The 15,971-nt window shown below is 63.8% G+C and carries 14 protein-coding genes; 5 read left to right on the top strand and 9 right to left on the bottom strand.

Going from position 1 to position 15,971, the window contains the following annotated elements; all coding sequences use genetic code 11:
• Positions 1-22 precede the first annotated feature (22 nt).
• Positions 23-1,843 (bottom strand): DNA helicase RecQ, encoded by a 1,821-nt coding sequence (gene recQ, locus OYT13_RS19025; protein WP_261938076.1) that lies wholly within the window; start codon positions 1,841-1,843, stop codon positions 23-25.
• Between the two features lie 161 nt (positions 1,844-2,004).
• On the opposite strand from recQ, the gene msbA reads away from it, so the two are divergent.
• From msbA to rfbC, 5 genes are read left to right on the top strand one after another with little or no spacing between them, the layout of a single operon-like run.
• Positions 2,005-3,756 (top strand): lipid A export permease/ATP-binding protein MsbA, encoded by a 1,752-nt coding sequence (gene msbA / locus OYT13_RS19020; protein WP_017232852.1) that lies wholly within the window; start codon positions 2,005-2,007, stop codon positions 3,754-3,756.
• A gap of 57 nt (positions 3,757-3,813) precedes the next feature.
• A complete protein-coding gene (locus OYT13_RS19015) occupies positions 3,814-4,395 on the top strand; it encodes a peroxidase-related enzyme (protein ID WP_268566820.1) in 582 nt (193 codons plus the stop codon).
• 31 nt (positions 4,396-4,426) lie between these two features.
• Positions 4,427-5,491: a dTDP-glucose 4,6-dehydratase gene (gene rfbB, locus OYT13_RS19010; RefSeq protein WP_268566819.1), complete on the top strand. Its 1,065-nt coding sequence runs from the start codon at positions 4,427-4,429 to the stop codon at positions 5,489-5,491.
• A gap of 7 nt (positions 5,492-5,498) precedes the next feature.
• Positions 5,499-6,386: a glucose-1-phosphate thymidylyltransferase RfbA gene (gene rfbA / locus OYT13_RS19005; protein ID WP_017232855.1), complete on the top strand. Its 888-nt coding sequence runs from the start codon at positions 5,499-5,501 to the stop codon at positions 6,384-6,386.
• A gap of 43 nt (positions 6,387-6,429) precedes the next feature.
• On the top strand, positions 6,430-6,978 hold the full coding sequence (gene rfbC / locus OYT13_RS19000) for a dTDP-4-dehydrorhamnose 3,5-epimerase (RefSeq protein WP_017232856.1): 549 nt from the start codon (positions 6,430-6,432) through the stop codon (positions 6,976-6,978).
• 56 nt (positions 6,979-7,034) lie between these two features.
• On the opposite strand, the gene OYT13_RS18995 is transcribed toward rfbC, so the two are convergent.
• From OYT13_RS18995 to ugpB, 8 genes are all read right to left on the bottom strand, one after another.
• The gene (locus OYT13_RS18995) at positions 7,035-8,318 is read right to left on the bottom strand and encodes a cation diffusion facilitator family transporter (protein ID WP_268566818.1); all 1,284 of its coding nucleotides are present in this window, start codon (positions 8,316-8,318) and stop codon (positions 7,035-7,037) included.
• A gap of 30 nt (positions 8,319-8,348) precedes the next feature.
• Positions 8,349-9,818 carry a ribonuclease G gene (gene rng, locus OYT13_RS18990; protein ID WP_017232858.1) on the bottom strand — a complete coding sequence of 490 codons (1,470 nt, stop codon included), beginning with the start codon at positions 9,816-9,818 and terminating at the stop codon, positions 8,349-8,351.
• A gap of 45 nt (positions 9,819-9,863) precedes the next feature.
• Positions 9,864-10,463 (bottom strand): Maf family protein, encoded by a 600-nt coding sequence (locus OYT13_RS18985; RefSeq protein WP_017232859.1) that lies wholly within the window; start codon positions 10,461-10,463, stop codon positions 9,864-9,866.
• Positions 10,464-10,677: 214 nt separating this feature from the next.
• Positions 10,678-11,457: a glycerophosphodiester phosphodiesterase gene (gene ugpQ / locus OYT13_RS18980; RefSeq protein ID WP_017232860.1), complete on the bottom strand. Its 780-nt coding sequence runs from the start codon at positions 11,455-11,457 to the stop codon at positions 10,678-10,680.
• Positions 11,454-12,551, bottom strand: a complete 1,098-nt coding sequence (locus tag OYT13_RS18975; protein ID WP_017232861.1) for a sn-glycerol-3-phosphate import ATP-binding protein UgpC — start codon at positions 12,549-12,551, stop codon at positions 11,454-11,456. The genes ugpQ and OYT13_RS18975 overlap by 4 nt, the downstream gene beginning before the upstream one ends.
• Before the next feature lie 2 nt (positions 12,552-12,553).
• Positions 12,554-13,399, bottom strand: coding sequence for a sn-glycerol-3-phosphate ABC transporter permease UgpE (gene ugpE / locus OYT13_RS18970; RefSeq protein WP_017232862.1), 846 nt, complete (start codon positions 13,397-13,399; stop codon positions 12,554-12,556).
• Positions 13,396-14,292: a sn-glycerol-3-phosphate ABC transporter permease UgpA gene (ugpA, locus tag OYT13_RS18965; protein WP_017232863.1), complete on the bottom strand. Its 897-nt coding sequence runs from the start codon at positions 14,290-14,292 to the stop codon at positions 13,396-13,398. The genes ugpE and ugpA overlap by 4 nt, the downstream gene beginning before the upstream one ends.
• 157 nt (positions 14,293-14,449) lie before the next feature.
• Positions 14,450-15,781: a sn-glycerol-3-phosphate ABC transporter substrate-binding protein UgpB gene (gene ugpB / locus OYT13_RS18960; protein ID WP_017232864.1), complete on the bottom strand. Its 1,332-nt coding sequence runs from the start codon at positions 15,779-15,781 to the stop codon at positions 14,450-14,452.
• Between the last annotated feature and the right edge of the window lie 190 nt (positions 15,782-15,971).

Genomic DNA, 15,971 nt, shown 5'->3' with positions numbered 1-15,971 from the left:
GATTGCCGGACCCGCGCGGTGATCAAGCGTTGGCAACGTCGTTGAGCAACTCGACAAGCGCTTCACCGTAGCGTTCGATCTTGGCTTCGCCGAGTCCGGTGATATCGGCCAACCCCTCGCGATGGCGGGGGCGACGCTGGGCGAGTTCGCGCAGTGTCCGGTCGTGCAGGATAACGTAGGCGGGCACCTGCTGCGTCTTGGCGATCTCCTGCCGCCAGGCCCGCAGCTTTTCGAACAGTTGCTGATCGGCAGTATCCAGCTCGATCGCCTGCGACGACGCATACCCGGCAAAACGGCTCTTCTTTCCGACGGAGGCCCGCTGGCGCCGCAACGACAGTGTCGTTTCCCCCTTGAGCACCGGGCGTGCCGCCGCGTTGAGCGTCAGCGCGCCGTATTGGCTGCTGTCGGGCTCGATGATGCCATGCGCGATCAACTGCCGGAACACCGCGCGCCAGCCTTGATCGTCGAGTTCACCGCCAACGCCGAACGTCGGCAGGGCTTCGTGCCCGAACTGACGAATCTTGTCGGTGCTGCGCCCGCGCAGCAGATCGACCAGATGCCCGGCGCCAAAACGCTGGCCCGTACGCAGTATGGCCGAGAGGGCCTTCTGGGCGGCGATGGTCCCGTCGAAGACTTCGGGCGGACTCAGGCAGACATCGCAGTTGCCGCACGGCGCGCTCGATTCGCCAAAATACGACAGCAGCACGGTGCGGCGGCAGCGCGGCGCTTCACAATAGCCGAGCAGGGCGTCGAGTTTCTGGCGTTCGATGCGCTTTTGCTGGTCGGGAGCGTTCGACTCGTCGATGCGGCTGCGATGCACCACGACGTCGTTCAGCCCATACGTCATCCAGGCTTCGGCGGGTTCGCCGTCGCGCCCCGCGCGCCCCGTCTCCTGATAGTAGGCTTCGAGGCTCTTGGGCAAATCCAGGTGGGCGACGAAACGCACGTCGGGCTTGTCGATGCCCATGCCGAAGGCGACCGTGGCCGACATCACCAGCCCTTCCTCGCGCAGGAAGCGCTGTTGGTGCGTGCGGCGCACGTCCGCGTCCAGCCCGGCGTGATAGGGCAGGGCCGGAATGCCCTGCGTCTCGAGCCAGGCGGCGGTTTCTTCCACCTTCTTGCGCGACAGGCAATAGACGATGCCCGCCTCGCCCCGGTGCCGCCCTAGAAACGCGAGCAACTGCTTGCGGGGATTGTCGCGATCGACGATCTCGTAGCGAATGTTCGGCCGGTCGAAGCTCGAGACGAACAACCGCGCCTCGGTCAGGCCAAGCCGCGTCTGGATGTCCTCGCGCGTCGCGGCGTCCGCCGTGGCGGTCAGCGCGATGCGCGGTACGCGCGGATAACGTTCGTGAAGTGCCGAGAGCTGAATGTATTCGGGACGGAAGTCATGCCCCCATTGCGAGACGCAATGCGCCTCGTCGATGGCGAACAGCGCCAGTTGCCCGCGCGCGTCGAGTCGGTCGAGCAGGTCGAGAAAACGATCGGTCAGCAAGCGCTCGGGCGCCACGTAGAGCAGATCGAGTTCGCCGCGGGCGGCGCGGCGCTCGGTATCGAGCGCTTCGTCGAAGCCGAGACTGGAGTTCAGATAGGCCGCGCGCACCCCGGCTTGCAGCAGCGCATCGACTTGGTCCTGCATGAGCGCGATGAGCGGCGAGACGACGATGCCGATGCCGGGGCGCAGCAACGCGGGGATCTGATAACACAGGGACTTGCCGCCGCCGGTCGGCATCAGCACAAGCGCGTCGCCCCCGTCGGCCACGTGGTCGACGATGGCGGCCTGATCGCCACGGAATGCGTTATAGCCGAATACGGTACGGAGGACTTCGAGTGCGCTTGCCATGGGCGGGAGTATACCGGTTCCCCCCCGGCTGCGGCGCGCATCGGCCCCGAGCGCGGCCATTGTGATGAATTTTGCGGTGATGTCCGAGTCAGGCTCGGACGTGTCCCGGCAAGACCGGCCGGTACGATAGAATAGCGGTTTTTCCGCCGTCCCCCACCTACATGAGCGCACCGCACAAGCCCGTCGGACCGATTCTTCGGCGTCTGCTGGGCTATCTTCAGCCGTATTGGCACATGGGCCTGCTGGCCGTTCTCGCCATGGCGCTCGTGGCCGCGACCGAAGCGGCCATTCCGGCCGTCCTCAAGCCGGTGCTCGACAAGGGGTTCTCGGGCCAGGATCCATGGAATCTGTGGTACGTGCCTGCCGCCGTGATCGGTCTGGCTGTCATCCGGGGGGTAGCGCAATATTCGGCCAACTACATGCTCTCGTGGGTGTCCAACCGCGTGCTGCTCGACCTGCGGGTGCGCATGTTCGACCGCCTGCTGCATGCACCGGCCGTCTTCTATCAACGCGAGACGACGAGCACGCTCATCAATGCGCTCGTCTATGAAGTCAACCAGGTGCTCGGCGTACTGACCACGGTGCTCATCACGCTCGTGCGCGATTCGCTCACTGTCGTCGGCCTGCTGGGCTACCTGTTCTATCTGAACTGGCGTCTTACGCTCGTCGTGGCTGTGATTCTGCCGTTCATCGGCTGGCTCGTCGGCAAGATCAACCGGCGCCTGCGTCGTTTGAACCGCGAACAGCAAACGCTGACCAATGCGCTGTCATACGTGGTCGAAGAAGCCGTGGGTGGCTACAAGGTGGTGAAGATTCACAACGGCGAAGCGTACGAAAAGTCGCGCTTCGACAAGATGACGAGCACGCTGCGCGGTTATGCCATGCGCGTGACCGTCTCAGGCGGTCTGGCGCAGCCGGTGACGCAGGCCCTGGCCTCGCTGGCACTGGCCATCGTCATTACGGTGGCGATGATCGAGTCGTCGTCGGGCGAGATGACCGTGGGCGGCTTCACGGCCTTCGTCACGGCGCTGCTGCTGGTCGTCTCCCCGCTCAAGCATCTGATGGATGTCAACCAGCCGCTGCAGCGTGGCGTGACGGCCGCGGAGCTGATTTTCGAAGTCATGGACGTCGAAGTCGAGCCGACCGGCGGCGAGCGCACGCTCGAGCGCGCCAAGGGGCGCGTGACGTTCGATCAGGTGAGCTTCCACTATGGTGCCAGCGAGCGTCCGACGCTCGATCGGATCTCGCTCGAGGTGGCGCCCGGTGAGATGGTGGCGCTGGTGGGGCCCTCCGGCAGCGGCAAGACCACGCTGGTCAATCTGGTGCCGCGCTTCTACGATCCGACCGGTGGCCGGATTCTGCTCGACGACATTGCGCTGACGGACCTGCGCCTGGCCGATCTGCGTCGTCAAATTGCGTTCGTGAGCCAGGACGTCGTGCTGTTCAACGACACCATCGCCGCAAACGTGGCCTACGGCCAAGAGATCGACGCCGAGCGCGTGCAGGCAGCGCTGCGGGCGGCCAATCTGGCCGATGCGGTCGCGGCCATGCCCGAAGGCGTCGAAACGCTCGTGGGCGACAACGGCATGCGCCTGTCGGGCGGTCAGCGTCAACGTCTGGCCATCGCACGCGCGATTTACAAGGATGCCCCGATCCTGATCCTGGACGAAGCAACGTCCGCGCTGGATTCGGAGTCCGAGCGCCACGTGCAGGCCGCGCTGGAAGTCTTGATGGAAGGGCGAACCACGCTGGTGATCGCGCACCGCCTCTCGACCATTGAGCGCGCCGACCGGATCGTCGTGCTTGAACACGGCCGCATCGTGGAGCAGGGCTCGCACCAGGCGCTGGTGGCGCATAATGGCCTCTACGCGCATCTGCACCGTATTCAGTACGCGCAGCAGCAGGACGCCTGACGTCGCCGTCGCGTCGCGAACGTCAGCGCTTATCCGCCCGACCTGGAGAAGATCACGATGAGTCAGCCGCCGATCAGCCGTTTCCCTGTGCCCGACCTTGCCGCGTTGCCGGCCGATATTCGGGCACGTATCGACGACGTGCAGGAAAAGGCCGGCTTCATCCCGAACGTGTTCCTCACGCTGGCGCATCGCCCCGCTGAATTCCGCGCTTTTTTTGCGTATCACGATGCGCTGATGGCCAAAGAAGGCAATCTGAGCAAAGGCGAACGCGAGATGATCGTGGTCACCACGAGCGCGGTGAATCAGTGTCTGTATTGTGTCGTTGCACACGGTGCGCTGGTGCGCATTTATGAAAAGCAGCCGCTGCTCGCCGATCAGGTGGCCGTCAACTATCTGAAGGCGGACCTGAGCGCGCGTCAGCGGGCGATTCTCGACTATGCGATGAAGGTGTGCGAGCGCTCCCACGAAGTCGACGACGACGATTACGCGGCGCTGCGCCAACACGGTCTCGACGACGAGGACATCTGGGACATCGCCGCGATCACGGCGTTTTTCGGCATGTCCAACCGCATCGCCAACGCCATCTCGATGCGGCCGAACGACGAATTCTTTTTGATGGGACGCGTGCCGCGCAAGTAAGGCCGCTCCCGCCCTCCTTTATTTTCAGCCCATGATCTTTGTGACTGGCGGTGCCGGGTTTATCGGCGCAAATTTCGTTCTTGACTGGCTCGTGCAGCATGATGAGCCTGTGTTGACTATCGATAAGCTGACTTACGCGGGCAACCTCGCCAATCTTGCGGGTATCGAGCATGACCGGCGGCATCGCTTTGCCCAAGTCGATATCTGCGACCGCGACGCCCTCGGTCGGCTGTACGCCGCGCATCGGCCGCGCGCGGTGCTGCACTTCGCGGCGGAGAGCCACGTCGACCGTTCCATCCACGGCCCAGGTGACTTCGTGCAGACGAACATCGTCGGCACGTTCACGATGCTCGAAGCCGCACGCGCCTATTGGGGAACGCTCGACGGCGAGGCGCGCGATGCCTTCCGCTTCCTGCACGTCTCGACGGACGAAGTCTATGGCTCACTGAGCCCGAGCGATCCGGCCTTCACCGAGACCACGCCGTACGCCCCCAACAGCCCGTACTCGGCGTCGAAGGCCGGTTCCGACCATCTGGTGCGTGCCTATCACCACACCTATGGCCTGCCGGTGCTCACGACCAACTGCTCGAACAACTACGGCCCGTACCAATTCCCCGAAAAGCTTATCCCGCTGGTGATCGCCAATGCGCTGGCCGGCAAGCCGTTGCCGATCTATGGCGACGGCAGCAACGTGCGCGACTGGCTGTATGTCGGCGACCATTGCTCCGCCATTCGCGAGGTGCTCGCCAGAGGCGTCACGGGCGAGGTGTACAACGTGGGCGGCTGGAACGAGCAGAACAACCTGTCGGTCGTGAAGCACCTGTGTGCACTGCTCGATGAACTGTCGCCGCGCACCGACGGCAAATCGTACGGCGATCAGATCACGTTCGTCACCGACCGGCCGGGCCACGACCGCCGCTATGCCATCGACGCGCGCAAGCTCGAGCGCGAACTGGGCTGGCGCCCGGCCGAGACGTTCGAGACCGGCATGCGCAAGACGGTACAGTGGTACCTCGCCAACGGGGAGTGGGTGCGCCAGGTGCAGTCAGGCGAATACCAGCGCTGGATCGAAACGCACTATCAAAAGAACGACTGAGGCACGCATGAGTATCAAGCGCAAGGGCATCATTCTCGCGGGCGGCTCCGGCACCCGACTGTATCCGGCGACGCTCGCCGTCTCTAAGCAGTTGCTCCCGGTCTACGACAAGCCGATGATCTATTACCCGTTGTCCACGCTGATGCTGGCGGGGATTCGGGACGTGCTGATCATCTCGACGCCGCAGGACACGCCGCGCTTCGAGCAACTGCTGGGCGACGGCAGTCAGTGGGGATTGAACCTGCAATACGCCGTGCAACCGTCGCCGGACGGACTGGCGCAGGCATTCCTGATCGGCGCGGACTTCATCGGTCGCGACCCATGCGCGCTGGTGCTTGGCGACAATCTGTTCTACGGCCACGATTTCGCGTCACTACTTTCGGCAGCGAATAACCAGACGGAAGGGGCTTCTGTGTTCGCCTACCGCGTGCACGATCCAGAGCGATACGGCGTGGTGACGTTCGATGAAAGCGGCAAAGCCATCGACCTCGTCGAGAAACCCAAGGCGCCGAAGTCGCGCTACGCCGTGACCGGTTTGTACTTCTGCGACAACGACGTCATAGAGATTGCTCGCTCGATCAGGCCGTCGGCGCGTGGTGAGCTGGAAATCACCGACGTCAACAACGAATACCTGCGTCGCGGCAAGCTCAACGTCCAGATCATGGGGCGGGGTTATGCATGGCTGGATACCGGCACGCACGAATCGATGCTCGAGGCGAGCACATTCATCCAGACGATCGAAAGCCGTCAGGGCCTGAAGGTCGCATGCCCCGAAGAGATCGCATACCGGCGCGGCTGGATCGATGCCGCCGCCATCGAGGCACTCGCGCAACCGCTCGCCAAGACCGGTTACGGCCAATACTTGCTCTCGATGTTGCGCGAGCGGTTGTTCTGAGCTTGCCGCGACGCTTTCCTTCGATCCTAACCGGTATCTCGCTATGCAAGTGACTCCCACCGCCATTCCTGCCGTTCGCGTGATCGAACCGAAGGTCTTTGGCGACGCTCGCGGCCATTTCTTCGAGAGCTTCAACCAACGCGGCTTCGACAACGCGCTCGGCGAGGCGCTCACATTCGTGCAGGACAACCAGTCGCGCTCGGTCCGTGGCGTACTGCGCGGCCTGCACTACCAGGTCAAGCAACCACAGGGCAAGCTCGTGCGCGTGCTGCACGGCGAAATCTACGACGTGGCGGTCGATATTCGTGAAGGCTCGCCGACCTTCGGCAAGTGGGTCGCGGAGGTGCTGAGCGCCGAAAGTAAGAAGCAGCTATGGATCCCGGTAGGTTTCGCCCACGGTTTCGTGGTGACGTCGGAGACGGCCGAAGTGCTGTACAAGACCACGGATTACTGGGCGCCGCAGTTCGAGCGCTGCATTCGCTGGGACGACCCGACGCTTGCGATTCCCTGGCCGCTCGACGGCATCACGCCGATCGTCTCGGACAAGGATCGGCAGGGCATGCTGTTCTCGGAGTACCGGCACGAAGACTGATGTCGCCTACGGAACACCGTTCCGTAGGGGTACCCTCGGCCGCTGCGGCCCGGTCGTCAATCGACGGCGGGACCGGCGGCCGTGGCTTTTGCGGGCGGCGCTGCGCGGTTGGCGACGTCGGCCTCGCCCGGTGCGGCAGACGTGTCGCCCGTCACCCGCAGTACCCTCACCGCGCGCAGGCCAAAGCGCGCGGTGAGCGCATCGGCCACGCTCTGCGACGACGGTTCGATGCCGTCGTCGATGGGCACGCCCTCCGCGCCCGAACTTGCCGGTTCACGCAGCCCTTCGACAATCACGTCGGCTTCCAGTCCGTTGTTCAGATAGTGCAGTTTGACGTCGTGCAGCGCCAGCGCATTGGCGCGGCACAGCGCTTCTGCCGCGCCGACCACGACCGAGCGCGCGGGCCACTGCTGCAATGCGGTGCCCTTGGTGTCGCTCTCCGGATCGACGTGTACGAGTACATCGAGAATCTGCGGCTCCAGCATGACCGTCGCGCGCGCCTGTTCCGCGATGTAGTGTCCCTCCGAGACCGACAGACGCGCATCGACGAGGATGTGCACATCGACGACGATTTCATCGCCCATGCGCCGCGTGCGCAGCATGTCGATGGTGCGCACGCCGGGCGTCGCGAGTAGCCGTTCCCGAATGGTGACAGTCGTGGCGTCGTCCACGCCGCGATCGATGAGATCCTGCAACGCGTTCCAGCCGAACTTCCACCCGGTGCGTCCGATCATCAGTCCCACGAGGGCGGCGGCCAGCGGGTCGAGAATGCGATAGCCCGCAAGGTTGCCCAGAATACCGAACGCCACGACGAGCGACGAGAGCGCGTCGGAGCGCGCGTGCCACGCATTGGCCACGAGCATCGCCGAGCGCACGCGCTGCGCGGCGCGCAGCATATAGCGAAAGAGGCCTTCCTTGCTGACCAGCACCAGAACCGCAACGACCAGCGCGATCATGTGCACTTCCGGAATGTCTTCCGGATGCAGCAGCCGCTCGATGCCGCGCCAGAGCATTCCCGCCCCCACCACGAGCAGAATGACGCCAAGAAACAACGACGCCGCGTTTTCGTAGCGGCTATGACCGTAGGGGTGGTCGGCGTCCGGCGCACGGGCGCTGCCCCTTGCGGCGGCCAGCACGACGAAGTCCGAGACGATGTCCGAGAGCGAGTGAATGCCGTCGGCAATCAATGCCTGCGAACGGGCGAAGATGCCGATGACGATCTGCGCCGTCGTGAGCACGATATTGACCCAGATGCTGACCCAGGTTGTCTTGCGCGCGACAGCGTGTTTGTCGAGCGCCTCGCTCGATGCCGCCAGGTTGTCGTAGTTCGAGTAGGGCATGACGTCGGAACGTGGGAGCGTTGAGTGCGGTTACATCAAAATGATGTCGTACTGTTCCTGATGGAACGACGACTCCACCTGCAGCGAAATCGGCTTGCCGATGAAGTCGATCAGCATCGCGAGATGCTGAGACTCCTCTTCGAGGAACAGATCGACGACTTCCTGCGAGGCGATCAGGCGGAATTCGCGCGGATTGAACTGACGCGATTCGCGCAGAATCTCGCGCAGAATGTCGTAGCACAGCGTGCGCGGCGTCTTGACCTGTCCCTTGCCCTGACAGACGGCACACGGCTCGCACAGCACATGGGCGAGCGACTCGCGCGTGCGCTTGCGGGTCATTTCGACGAGTCCGAGCTGGGAGAAGCCGTTCACGGTAATGCGCGTCCGGTCGCGGGCGAGCGCCTTCTTCAGTTCGGCGAGCACCGAATCGCGATGCTCGGTGTTCTCCATGTCGATGAAGTCGATGATGATGATCCCGCCCAGATTGCGCAGCCGCAACTGGCGCGCGATCATCAAGGCCGCTTCGAGGTTCGTTTTGAAGATCGTGTCGTCGAAGTTGCGTGCGCCGACGTAGCCGCCGGTGTTCACGTCGATGGTCGTCATCGCCTCGGTCTGATCGATCATCAGATACCCGCCGGACTTCAGATCGACGCGACGCGACAACGCCCGCTCGATTTCCGTCTCGACGTTATACAGGTCGAACAGCGGCCGCTCGCCGGTGTAATGCGTGAGCTTGCCGAGCACCGCCGGTGTATAAGTGGTCGCGAATTCGGCCAGCTTCTGGAACGTCTCGCGCGAGTCGACCAGGATTTTGCCCGTCTCCTCGTGCACGAAATCGCGCAGCACGCGCTGGGCAAGGTTCAGATCCTGATACAGCAGGGCAGGCGCAGGCACGCGCGTGCTCTGCTCGCCGATGGTTTGCCAGGACTTGCGCAGATAGGCGATGTCGTTCGCCAGTTCGGCGTCGGCCGCGTCTTCCGCGATGGTGCGCACGATGAAGCCGCCTTTCTCGTCGGCCGGCACGAGCGCCTGGATCTTGCTGCGCAGCGCCTCGCGCTCCGCTTCGCTCTCGATGCGCTGCGAAATGCCGATGTGGGGCTCCTGCGGTAGGTAGACGAGCGTGCGCCCGGCAATGCTGATCTGCGTCGACAGGCGCGCGCCCTTTGTGCCGATCGGATCCTTGATGACCTGCACCATCAGCGTCTGCCCCTCGAACACCGTTTTCTCGATAGGCGGCTGCGGATGCGGCGTGGAGGTGTCGTTGTTCGTACGCGGATGCCAGATATCGGCCACGTGCAGGAACGCCGCTCGCTCCAGCCCGATATCGATGAACGCCGATTGCATGCCTGGCAGCACGCGCACGACCTTGCCCAGATAGATGTTGCCGACCAGGCCGCGCGAGAGCGTGCGCTCGATGTGCAATTCCTGCACGGCACCGAGCTGCATGAGTGCCACACGGGTTTCCTGTGGCGTGATGTTGACCAGAATGTCTTCGTTCATAGAGTGTCGACCCGACTCAATAAGGCTTGGCAAATTCGGTAAGCGTCAGAAGTCGACGCCGGCCTGGCGCAACAGCGCGGCGGTCTCGCACAGCGGTAGCCCCATGATGCCGGAGTAGCTGCCATCGATGCGCAGCACGAATTCGGCGGCCTTGCCCTGAATACCGTATGCCCCGGCCTTGCCTCTCGGCTCGCCCGAGGCGACGTAACGCTCGATCTCTTCACGGCGCATCGGCCGGAACCAGACATGCGAGATGTTCACTGCCTGATGGATCTGGCCGTCGGCGCAGACGGCCACGGCGGTCAGCACACGATGGCGTGTGCCCGACAGACGGGCGAGTACGGCACAGGCGTCGGCGTCGTCGAAAGGCTTGCCGAGGATGGTGCCGTCCAGGCATACCGTCGTGTCGGCCGCCAGAATGGGGGCGCCAGGCAGGCCTGCGCGGGCGAGGCGCGTGAGCGCCGCTTCGGCCTTGGCACGCGTGACGCGCTGCACGTAGTCGTCCGGTGGCTCTCCCGGCAGCACGGCTTCGAGTGCTTCGGCGTCCTCGTGGGCGCCCGGCAGCAGCAGCTCGAAACGAACGCCGAGCTGTTGCAACAGTTCCTGGCGGCGGGGACTTTGCGACGCGAGATAGATGTACGGCATGGCGGCTTGGCTTGAATTCGTCCAGCCCGGCACACGGCTTCGCAACGACTGGCAAGCGCGTGCACCGGGCCGCGGGATGGGCTGGGCGAGGGGGAACGCCCTATTATGCCGCCTTGCGCTCACGCCCGCCAGCGCGCGCGGGGGGCAGACGGCGATGTCGACGGGAAAACGGGCGGATTGCCGCGGATTGCCGAGGACTCCGCGGGGCAAGCGTTCAAGCGTCGGCGAGGAAGTCGGCGCCGATCAGGTCGATGCGGTCGGTGCAGATGGCATCGACACCCCACGCCGCCAGTTCACGTGCACGGGCCGGATCGTTGACCGTGTAGACCAGCATTTGCAGGCCGGCCGCCTTGATCTGTGCGACCTGCGGGCCGTCGAGCGGCTGATGGCTCGCGTGCAGCGAGACGGTGCCGAGCTGGCGGGCGTCCTCGCGCCAATGCGCCGGAATGGCCTCGTACAGCATGCCGCGCGGCAGGTCGGGGACAGCGGCCGCCGCGGCTTCGAGCGCGTCGTACGAGAACGACGAGAGCAACGGCGGCTGGGCCTGTCCGGCCCACAGCGCCTGCACGGCCTGGGCGACCCGCTTGCCCGTTTCCGCCTCGCGGCCCGGGCACGGTTTGATTTCGACGTTCGCCGCCAGCCCCAGCGCAATACAGCGCTCGGCCACCTGGGCGAGGGTCGGCATCGCCTGACCCGCGAAGCGCTCGCCAAACCAACTGCCGGCATCGAGTTTTGCGATGTCGGCGTAGGTCATTTGCGCGGCAGCGCCGTGCCCGTTGCTGGTCCGATCGACCGTGTCGTCGTGCAGCAGGAAGACGGTGTTATCCGCCGAGAGCTTGGCATCGAACTCGACCATGCGCAGGCCGAGCGAGGCCCCCATCTCGAACGCGGCCAACGTGTTTTCCGGGGCCAGCTTACCGCCGCCACGGTGCGCGACGATGCGGGGATAGGGCCAGGCGGGCCACAAACGCGTCGGTGTCGAGGGGGCGGTCATGCTTCGACTCGCTTGCCGGTCGTCGGATCGAACAGGTGCAACGCCTTGGCCGAGATGGCCAGCGGCACCACCGTACCCGCCGCCGGCCGCATCTCGTGCGGCAGACGCACCGTGACGGGCTGCTCGCCCCAGCGGCCATGCGCCAGATTGTCGGCGCCGAGCAGTTCGAGCTGATCGACGAGGATGTTGGTCTGCGCGGCAAAGGCACCCAGGCCGTTGTGCTGCTCGGCGGGCACCAGATGTTCGGGGCGCACGCCGAGCATGAGTTCACGGTTGGCATACGCCATGCTCGTGGGCGGCAGACGCAGGGCCGGCCCGCCACCGTCGACCTCGAACGTACGGCCTTCCGAGTCTACGCGGCCCTTGAGCAGGTTCATGGCGGGCGAGCCCATGAAGCTCGCCACGAACAGCGATGCGGGGCGCTCGTACACATCCGTCGGGGTGCCGATCTGCTCGGCGTAGCCCTTGTTCATGACGATCACGCGATCCGCCAACGTCATCGCCTCGATTTGATCGTGGGTGACATACAGGCTGGTGGTCTTGAGGCGCGCGTGCAGCCGCTGGATTTCCAGACGCATCTGCACACGCAGCTTGGCATCGAGGTTCGAGAGCGGTTCGTCGAACAGGAATACCGCGGGCTCACGCACGATCGCGCGGCCCATGGCCACGCGCTGGCGCTGACCGCCCGAGAGTTCGCGCGGCTTGCGTGCGAGCAGGGGTTCCAGTTCCAGAATGCGTGCGGCGGTGAGCACGCGCTCGTCGATGATCTTCTTGTCGATGCCGCGGATCTTCAAGCCGTACGACATGTTTTGGCGCACATCCATGTGCGGATAAAGCGCGTAGTTCTGGAACACCATCGCGATATTGCGATCCTTCGGCTCCAGTTCATTGACGACTTGCGAGCCGATCAGGATGCTGCCTTCGCTGACCGATTCGAGGCCGGCCACCATGCGCAGCAGCGTCGACTTGCCGCAACCGGAGGGGCCGACGATGACCACGAATTCGCCGTCTTCGATGTCGATGTCGACACCGTGCAGGACATAGTTCTTCCGGTCGTAGGTTTTTTTGACGCGATGGAGTTTGAGATTTGCCATGATTACTTTTCCGAATCGACCAGACCGCGCACGAACCAACGCTGCATGAGCAGGACCACCGCGAGGGGCGGCAACATGGCGAGCAGCGTGGCGCTCATGACGAGTTGCCATTGGGTGGCGGTGTCGCCGCTGCCGATCATGCTCTTGATGCCGACCACGGCCGTCGTCATCGACGGGGCGTTGGTCACCAGAATCGGCCACAGGTACTGATTCCAGCCATAGATGAAGGTGATGACGAACAGCGCCGCGATGTTCGTTTTCGAGAGCGGCAACACCACGTCGACGAAGAAGCGCATCGGGCCGGCGCCATCGATGCGCGCGGCTTCGACGAGTTCGTCGGGCAGCGTCATGAAGAACTGCCGGAACAGGAACGTGGCCGTGGCCGACGCGATAAGCGGCAGCGTCATGCCCGTGTAGGTGTTGATGAGGCCGAGGGTCGAGATCACCTGTACCGTTGGGAAGATCCGCACTTCGACCGGCAGCATCAGCGTGACGAAGATCAGCCAGAAGAACAGATTGCGCAACGGGAAACGGAAATACACGATGGCGAAGGCCGACAGGATCGACACCGAGATCTTGCCGATGGTGATGACCAGCGCCATGAACAGGCTGTTGCCGAGCATTAGCCCAAACGGCATGGCGGAATCGCCCGTGCCCTGATTCCACACGGTGGCAAGGTTCTGGAGCAGGTGCGTGCTCGGGATGAGCGACAACGGAACGTTGAAGATTTCGCGCTCGTTCATGGTGGCGGCGACGAACGCCACATAGAGCGGGAAGACGACCAACAGCACGCCGATGACCAGCATGACGTGGCAGAAGATATCCAGGCCGCGACGATTCTCGATCATGCGTATTGCACCTTGCGTTCAATGAAACGGAACTGCACGACCGTGAGCACGATGACGATGACCATCAGCACCACCGACTGGGCAGCCGAGCTGCCGAGGTCGAGCCCCTTGAAGCCTTCCGAGTAGATCTTGTAGATCAGCGTCATGGTCGACTGACCCGGCCCACCGCCGGTCGCGGCATCGATCACCGGGAACGTGTCGAAGAACGAGTACACGAGGTTGACCACGAGCAGGAAGAACGTCGTCGGCGAAATCAGCGGCAACACCAGCCCGAAGAAGCGCCGGATCGGCCCGGCGCCGTCGATGGCCGCCGCTTCCACGAGCGAGCGCGGAATCGCCTGCAAACCCGCGTAGAAGAACAGGAAGTTGTAGCTGATCTGCTTCCAGATCGAGGCGAGCACGACGAGGAACATCGCCTGGCCGCCATTGAGCGCGTGATTCCACTCGATGCCGAGCTTCGCCAGGCCGTAGGTGACAAGCCCGATGCTCGGATTGAACAGGAAGGCCCACAGTACGGCCGCGATGGCCGGTGCCACCGCGTAGGGCCAGATGAGCAGCGTCTGGTAGGTGCGCTTGCCCCGCGTGACCCGGTCGGCCATGGCCGCGAGCAGCAACGAGATGACCAGTCCGCAGACCGTCACCAACCCGCTGAAGATCATCGTGGTGCGAAACGACGCGAGGTAGAGCGGGTCGCGCCATAGCGAAACGAAGTTGTCCAGGCCGACGAACTCACTGGACAGCCCAAAGGCGTCCTGCGCCGATGTCGATTGCCACAGGGCCTCGCCCGCGGGCCACAGGAAGAACACGACGGTAATGAGGAGCTGCGGGGCGACGAGCGCGTAGGGCAGCCAGCCGGTTCCGAAGCGAGGGCGTTCTCTGGAGTTATGCGCCATAACGTAATGAGCAGAAAAAACCAACCCGGCCCGTGTTGTCGACGGGCCGGGTGGTCATAGTAACGTCGCGACGGTAACGCCGCAATGCGCGCCGCGAACGCCATTCATTCGCCAATTCGCCGGCTTGGCGTTCGCGATCGTGCGTTTTGAGGACGGCTTAGCCGCCTTGTTTCTGGAAGCGGCGCAGCAGCTCGTCGCCACGCGCAACGGCCTTGTCCAGCGCGGCTTTGGGCGTTTGCTTGCCGCTCCACACGCCTTCGAGTTCCTCGTCGACCACCGTGCGAATCTGCGGCATGTTGCCCAGGCGCAGACCCCGCGTGAACGGCAGAGGCGGCTTGTTGAGCATCTGCTTGATGGCCACGTCGGCGCCGGGGTTCTTCGCGTAGAAGCCTTGCTTCTCGGTCAGTTCATAGGCGGCCTTCGTCACCGGCAGGTAACCGGTATCCTGGTGCCACTTCGCCGCCACCGCGGGCGACGCGAGGTAGTTCAGGAACTTGGCCACGCCCTTGTACTCGGCGGACGATTTGCCAGCGAGCACCCACAGGCTGGCGCCCCCGATCATGGCATTCTGCGGTGCACCCTTCACGTTGGCATCGTACGGCATCATGCCCACGCCATAGCTGAACTTGGCGTACTTGGCGATGTTGGCGAGGGCGCCCGATGAGGTGATGGCAATGCCGCAGTCGCCGCTGTAGAACTTCGAGGTCACTTCATCCTTGCGGCCCACATACGTGAACGTGCCTTCCTTGGCCATGTCGGCCAGGAACTGGATGTGCTTGATCTGCTGCGGGCCGTTGAAGTTCAGCTTGGCGTCAAGACCGTCGAAGCCGTTGTTCTTCGTGGCGAACGGCAGGGCATGCCAGGCGCTGTAGTTTTCGAGTTGCGTCCAGCCCTGCCAGCCGGTGCTGAAACCGCACGACAGGCCGGCGGCCTTGAGCTTCTCGGCGTCGGTCTTCACGTCGGCCCAGGTCTTCGGCGGGGTATTCGGATCGAGGCCCGCCTTCTTGAAGGCGTCCTTGTTGTAATACAGCACCGGCGTCGAGCTGTTGAACGGCATCGACACGAGATGGTTGGTCTTGCTGTCCGCGTAGTAGCTCGCCACGGTCGGCACGAACGCCGCTTCGTCGAACGGCTCGCCGGCGTCCTTCATGACTTGCCACACCGGCTTGACCGCCTTCTTGGCTTGCATCATCGTGGCCGTACCCACTTCGTACACCTGAAGAATGGCCGGTGCGTTACCGGCGCGGAACGCGGCGATACCGGCGGCCAGTCCCTGCTCGTAGTTGCCCTTGTAGATCGGGACAATCTTGTAGTCGCTTTGCGACGCGTTGAAATCGTTGGCGATCTGATTGACGCGATCGCCGAGGGCCGATTCCATCGAGTGCCAGAACTGAATCTCGGTTGCGGCCAGGGCCGACGTGCTCATGCCGAACGCCATTGCAGCGCCAACGCCGGCCAAAACGATACTTCGCAGGGACGGTTGCTTCATGCCAATCTCCGGTGGTTCACGAGAAGTCTAGTTGTTGTTCGCGGTGCGAACCTTGCAGCGCGGGCTAGACTACCACGTCATTGTGTTTTTTCCACCCGCAGCGCACAACGCGTGTTGCATGGCGGCGTCTAAGGGGATTGACAATCGTCTGGGGATGCCGGGCAGCGAGGCGTTGCGCGCGATTTGGCGT

The organism is Pandoraea sp. XJJ-1 (assembly GCF_026802345.1).
Classification (GTDB): Bacteria; Pseudomonadota; Gammaproteobacteria; order Burkholderiales; family Burkholderiaceae; genus Pandoraea; species Pandoraea cepalis.
This window is presented reverse-complemented; position numbering and strand designations above follow the sequence as displayed.

Excerpts from the sequence above, each read along its gene's own strand:
- recQ (WP_261938076.1), bottom strand. The coding sequence starts at position 1,843 with ATGGCAAGCGCACTCGAAGTCCTCCGTACCGTATTCGGCTATAACGCA.
- msbA (WP_017232852.1), top strand. The coding sequence starts at position 2,005 with ATGAGCGCACCGCACAAGCCCGTCGGACCGATTCTTCGGCGTCTGCTG.
- OYT13_RS19015 (WP_268566820.1), top strand. The coding sequence starts at position 3,814 with ATGAGTCAGCCGCCGATCAGCCGTTTCCCTGTGCCCGACCTTGCCGCG.
- rfbB (WP_268566819.1), top strand. The coding sequence starts at position 4,427 with ATGATCTTTGTGACTGGCGGTGCCGGGTTTATCGGCGCAAATTTCGTT.
- rfbA (WP_017232855.1), top strand. The coding sequence starts at position 5,499 with ATGAGTATCAAGCGCAAGGGCATCATTCTCGCGGGCGGCTCCGGCACC.
- rfbC (WP_017232856.1), top strand. The coding sequence starts at position 6,430 with ATGCAAGTGACTCCCACCGCCATTCCTGCCGTTCGCGTGATCGAACCG.
- OYT13_RS18995 (WP_268566818.1), bottom strand. The coding sequence starts at position 8,318 with ATGCCCTACTCGAACTACGACAACCTGGCGGCATCGAGCGAGGCGCTC.
- rng (WP_017232858.1), bottom strand. The coding sequence starts at position 9,818 with ATGAACGAAGACATTCTGGTCAACATCACGCCACAGGAAACCCGTGTG.
- OYT13_RS18985 (WP_017232859.1), bottom strand. The coding sequence starts at position 10,463 with ATGCCGTACATCTATCTCGCGTCGCAAAGTCCCCGCCGCCAGGAACTG.
- ugpQ (WP_017232860.1), bottom strand. The coding sequence starts at position 11,457 with ATGACCGCCCCCTCGACACCGACGCGTTTGTGGCCCGCCTGGCCCTAT.
- OYT13_RS18975 (WP_017232861.1), bottom strand. The coding sequence starts at position 12,551 with ATGGCAAATCTCAAACTCCATCGCGTCAAAAAAACCTACGACCGGAAG.
- ugpE (WP_017232862.1), bottom strand. The coding sequence starts at position 13,399 with ATGATCGAGAATCGTCGCGGCCTGGATATCTTCTGCCACGTCATGCTG.
- ugpA (WP_017232863.1), bottom strand. The coding sequence starts at position 14,292 with ATGGCGCATAACTCCAGAGAACGCCCTCGCTTCGGAACCGGCTGGCTG.
- ugpB (WP_017232864.1), bottom strand. The coding sequence starts at position 15,781 with ATGAAGCAACCGTCCCTGCGAAGTATCGTTTTGGCCGGCGTTGGCGCT.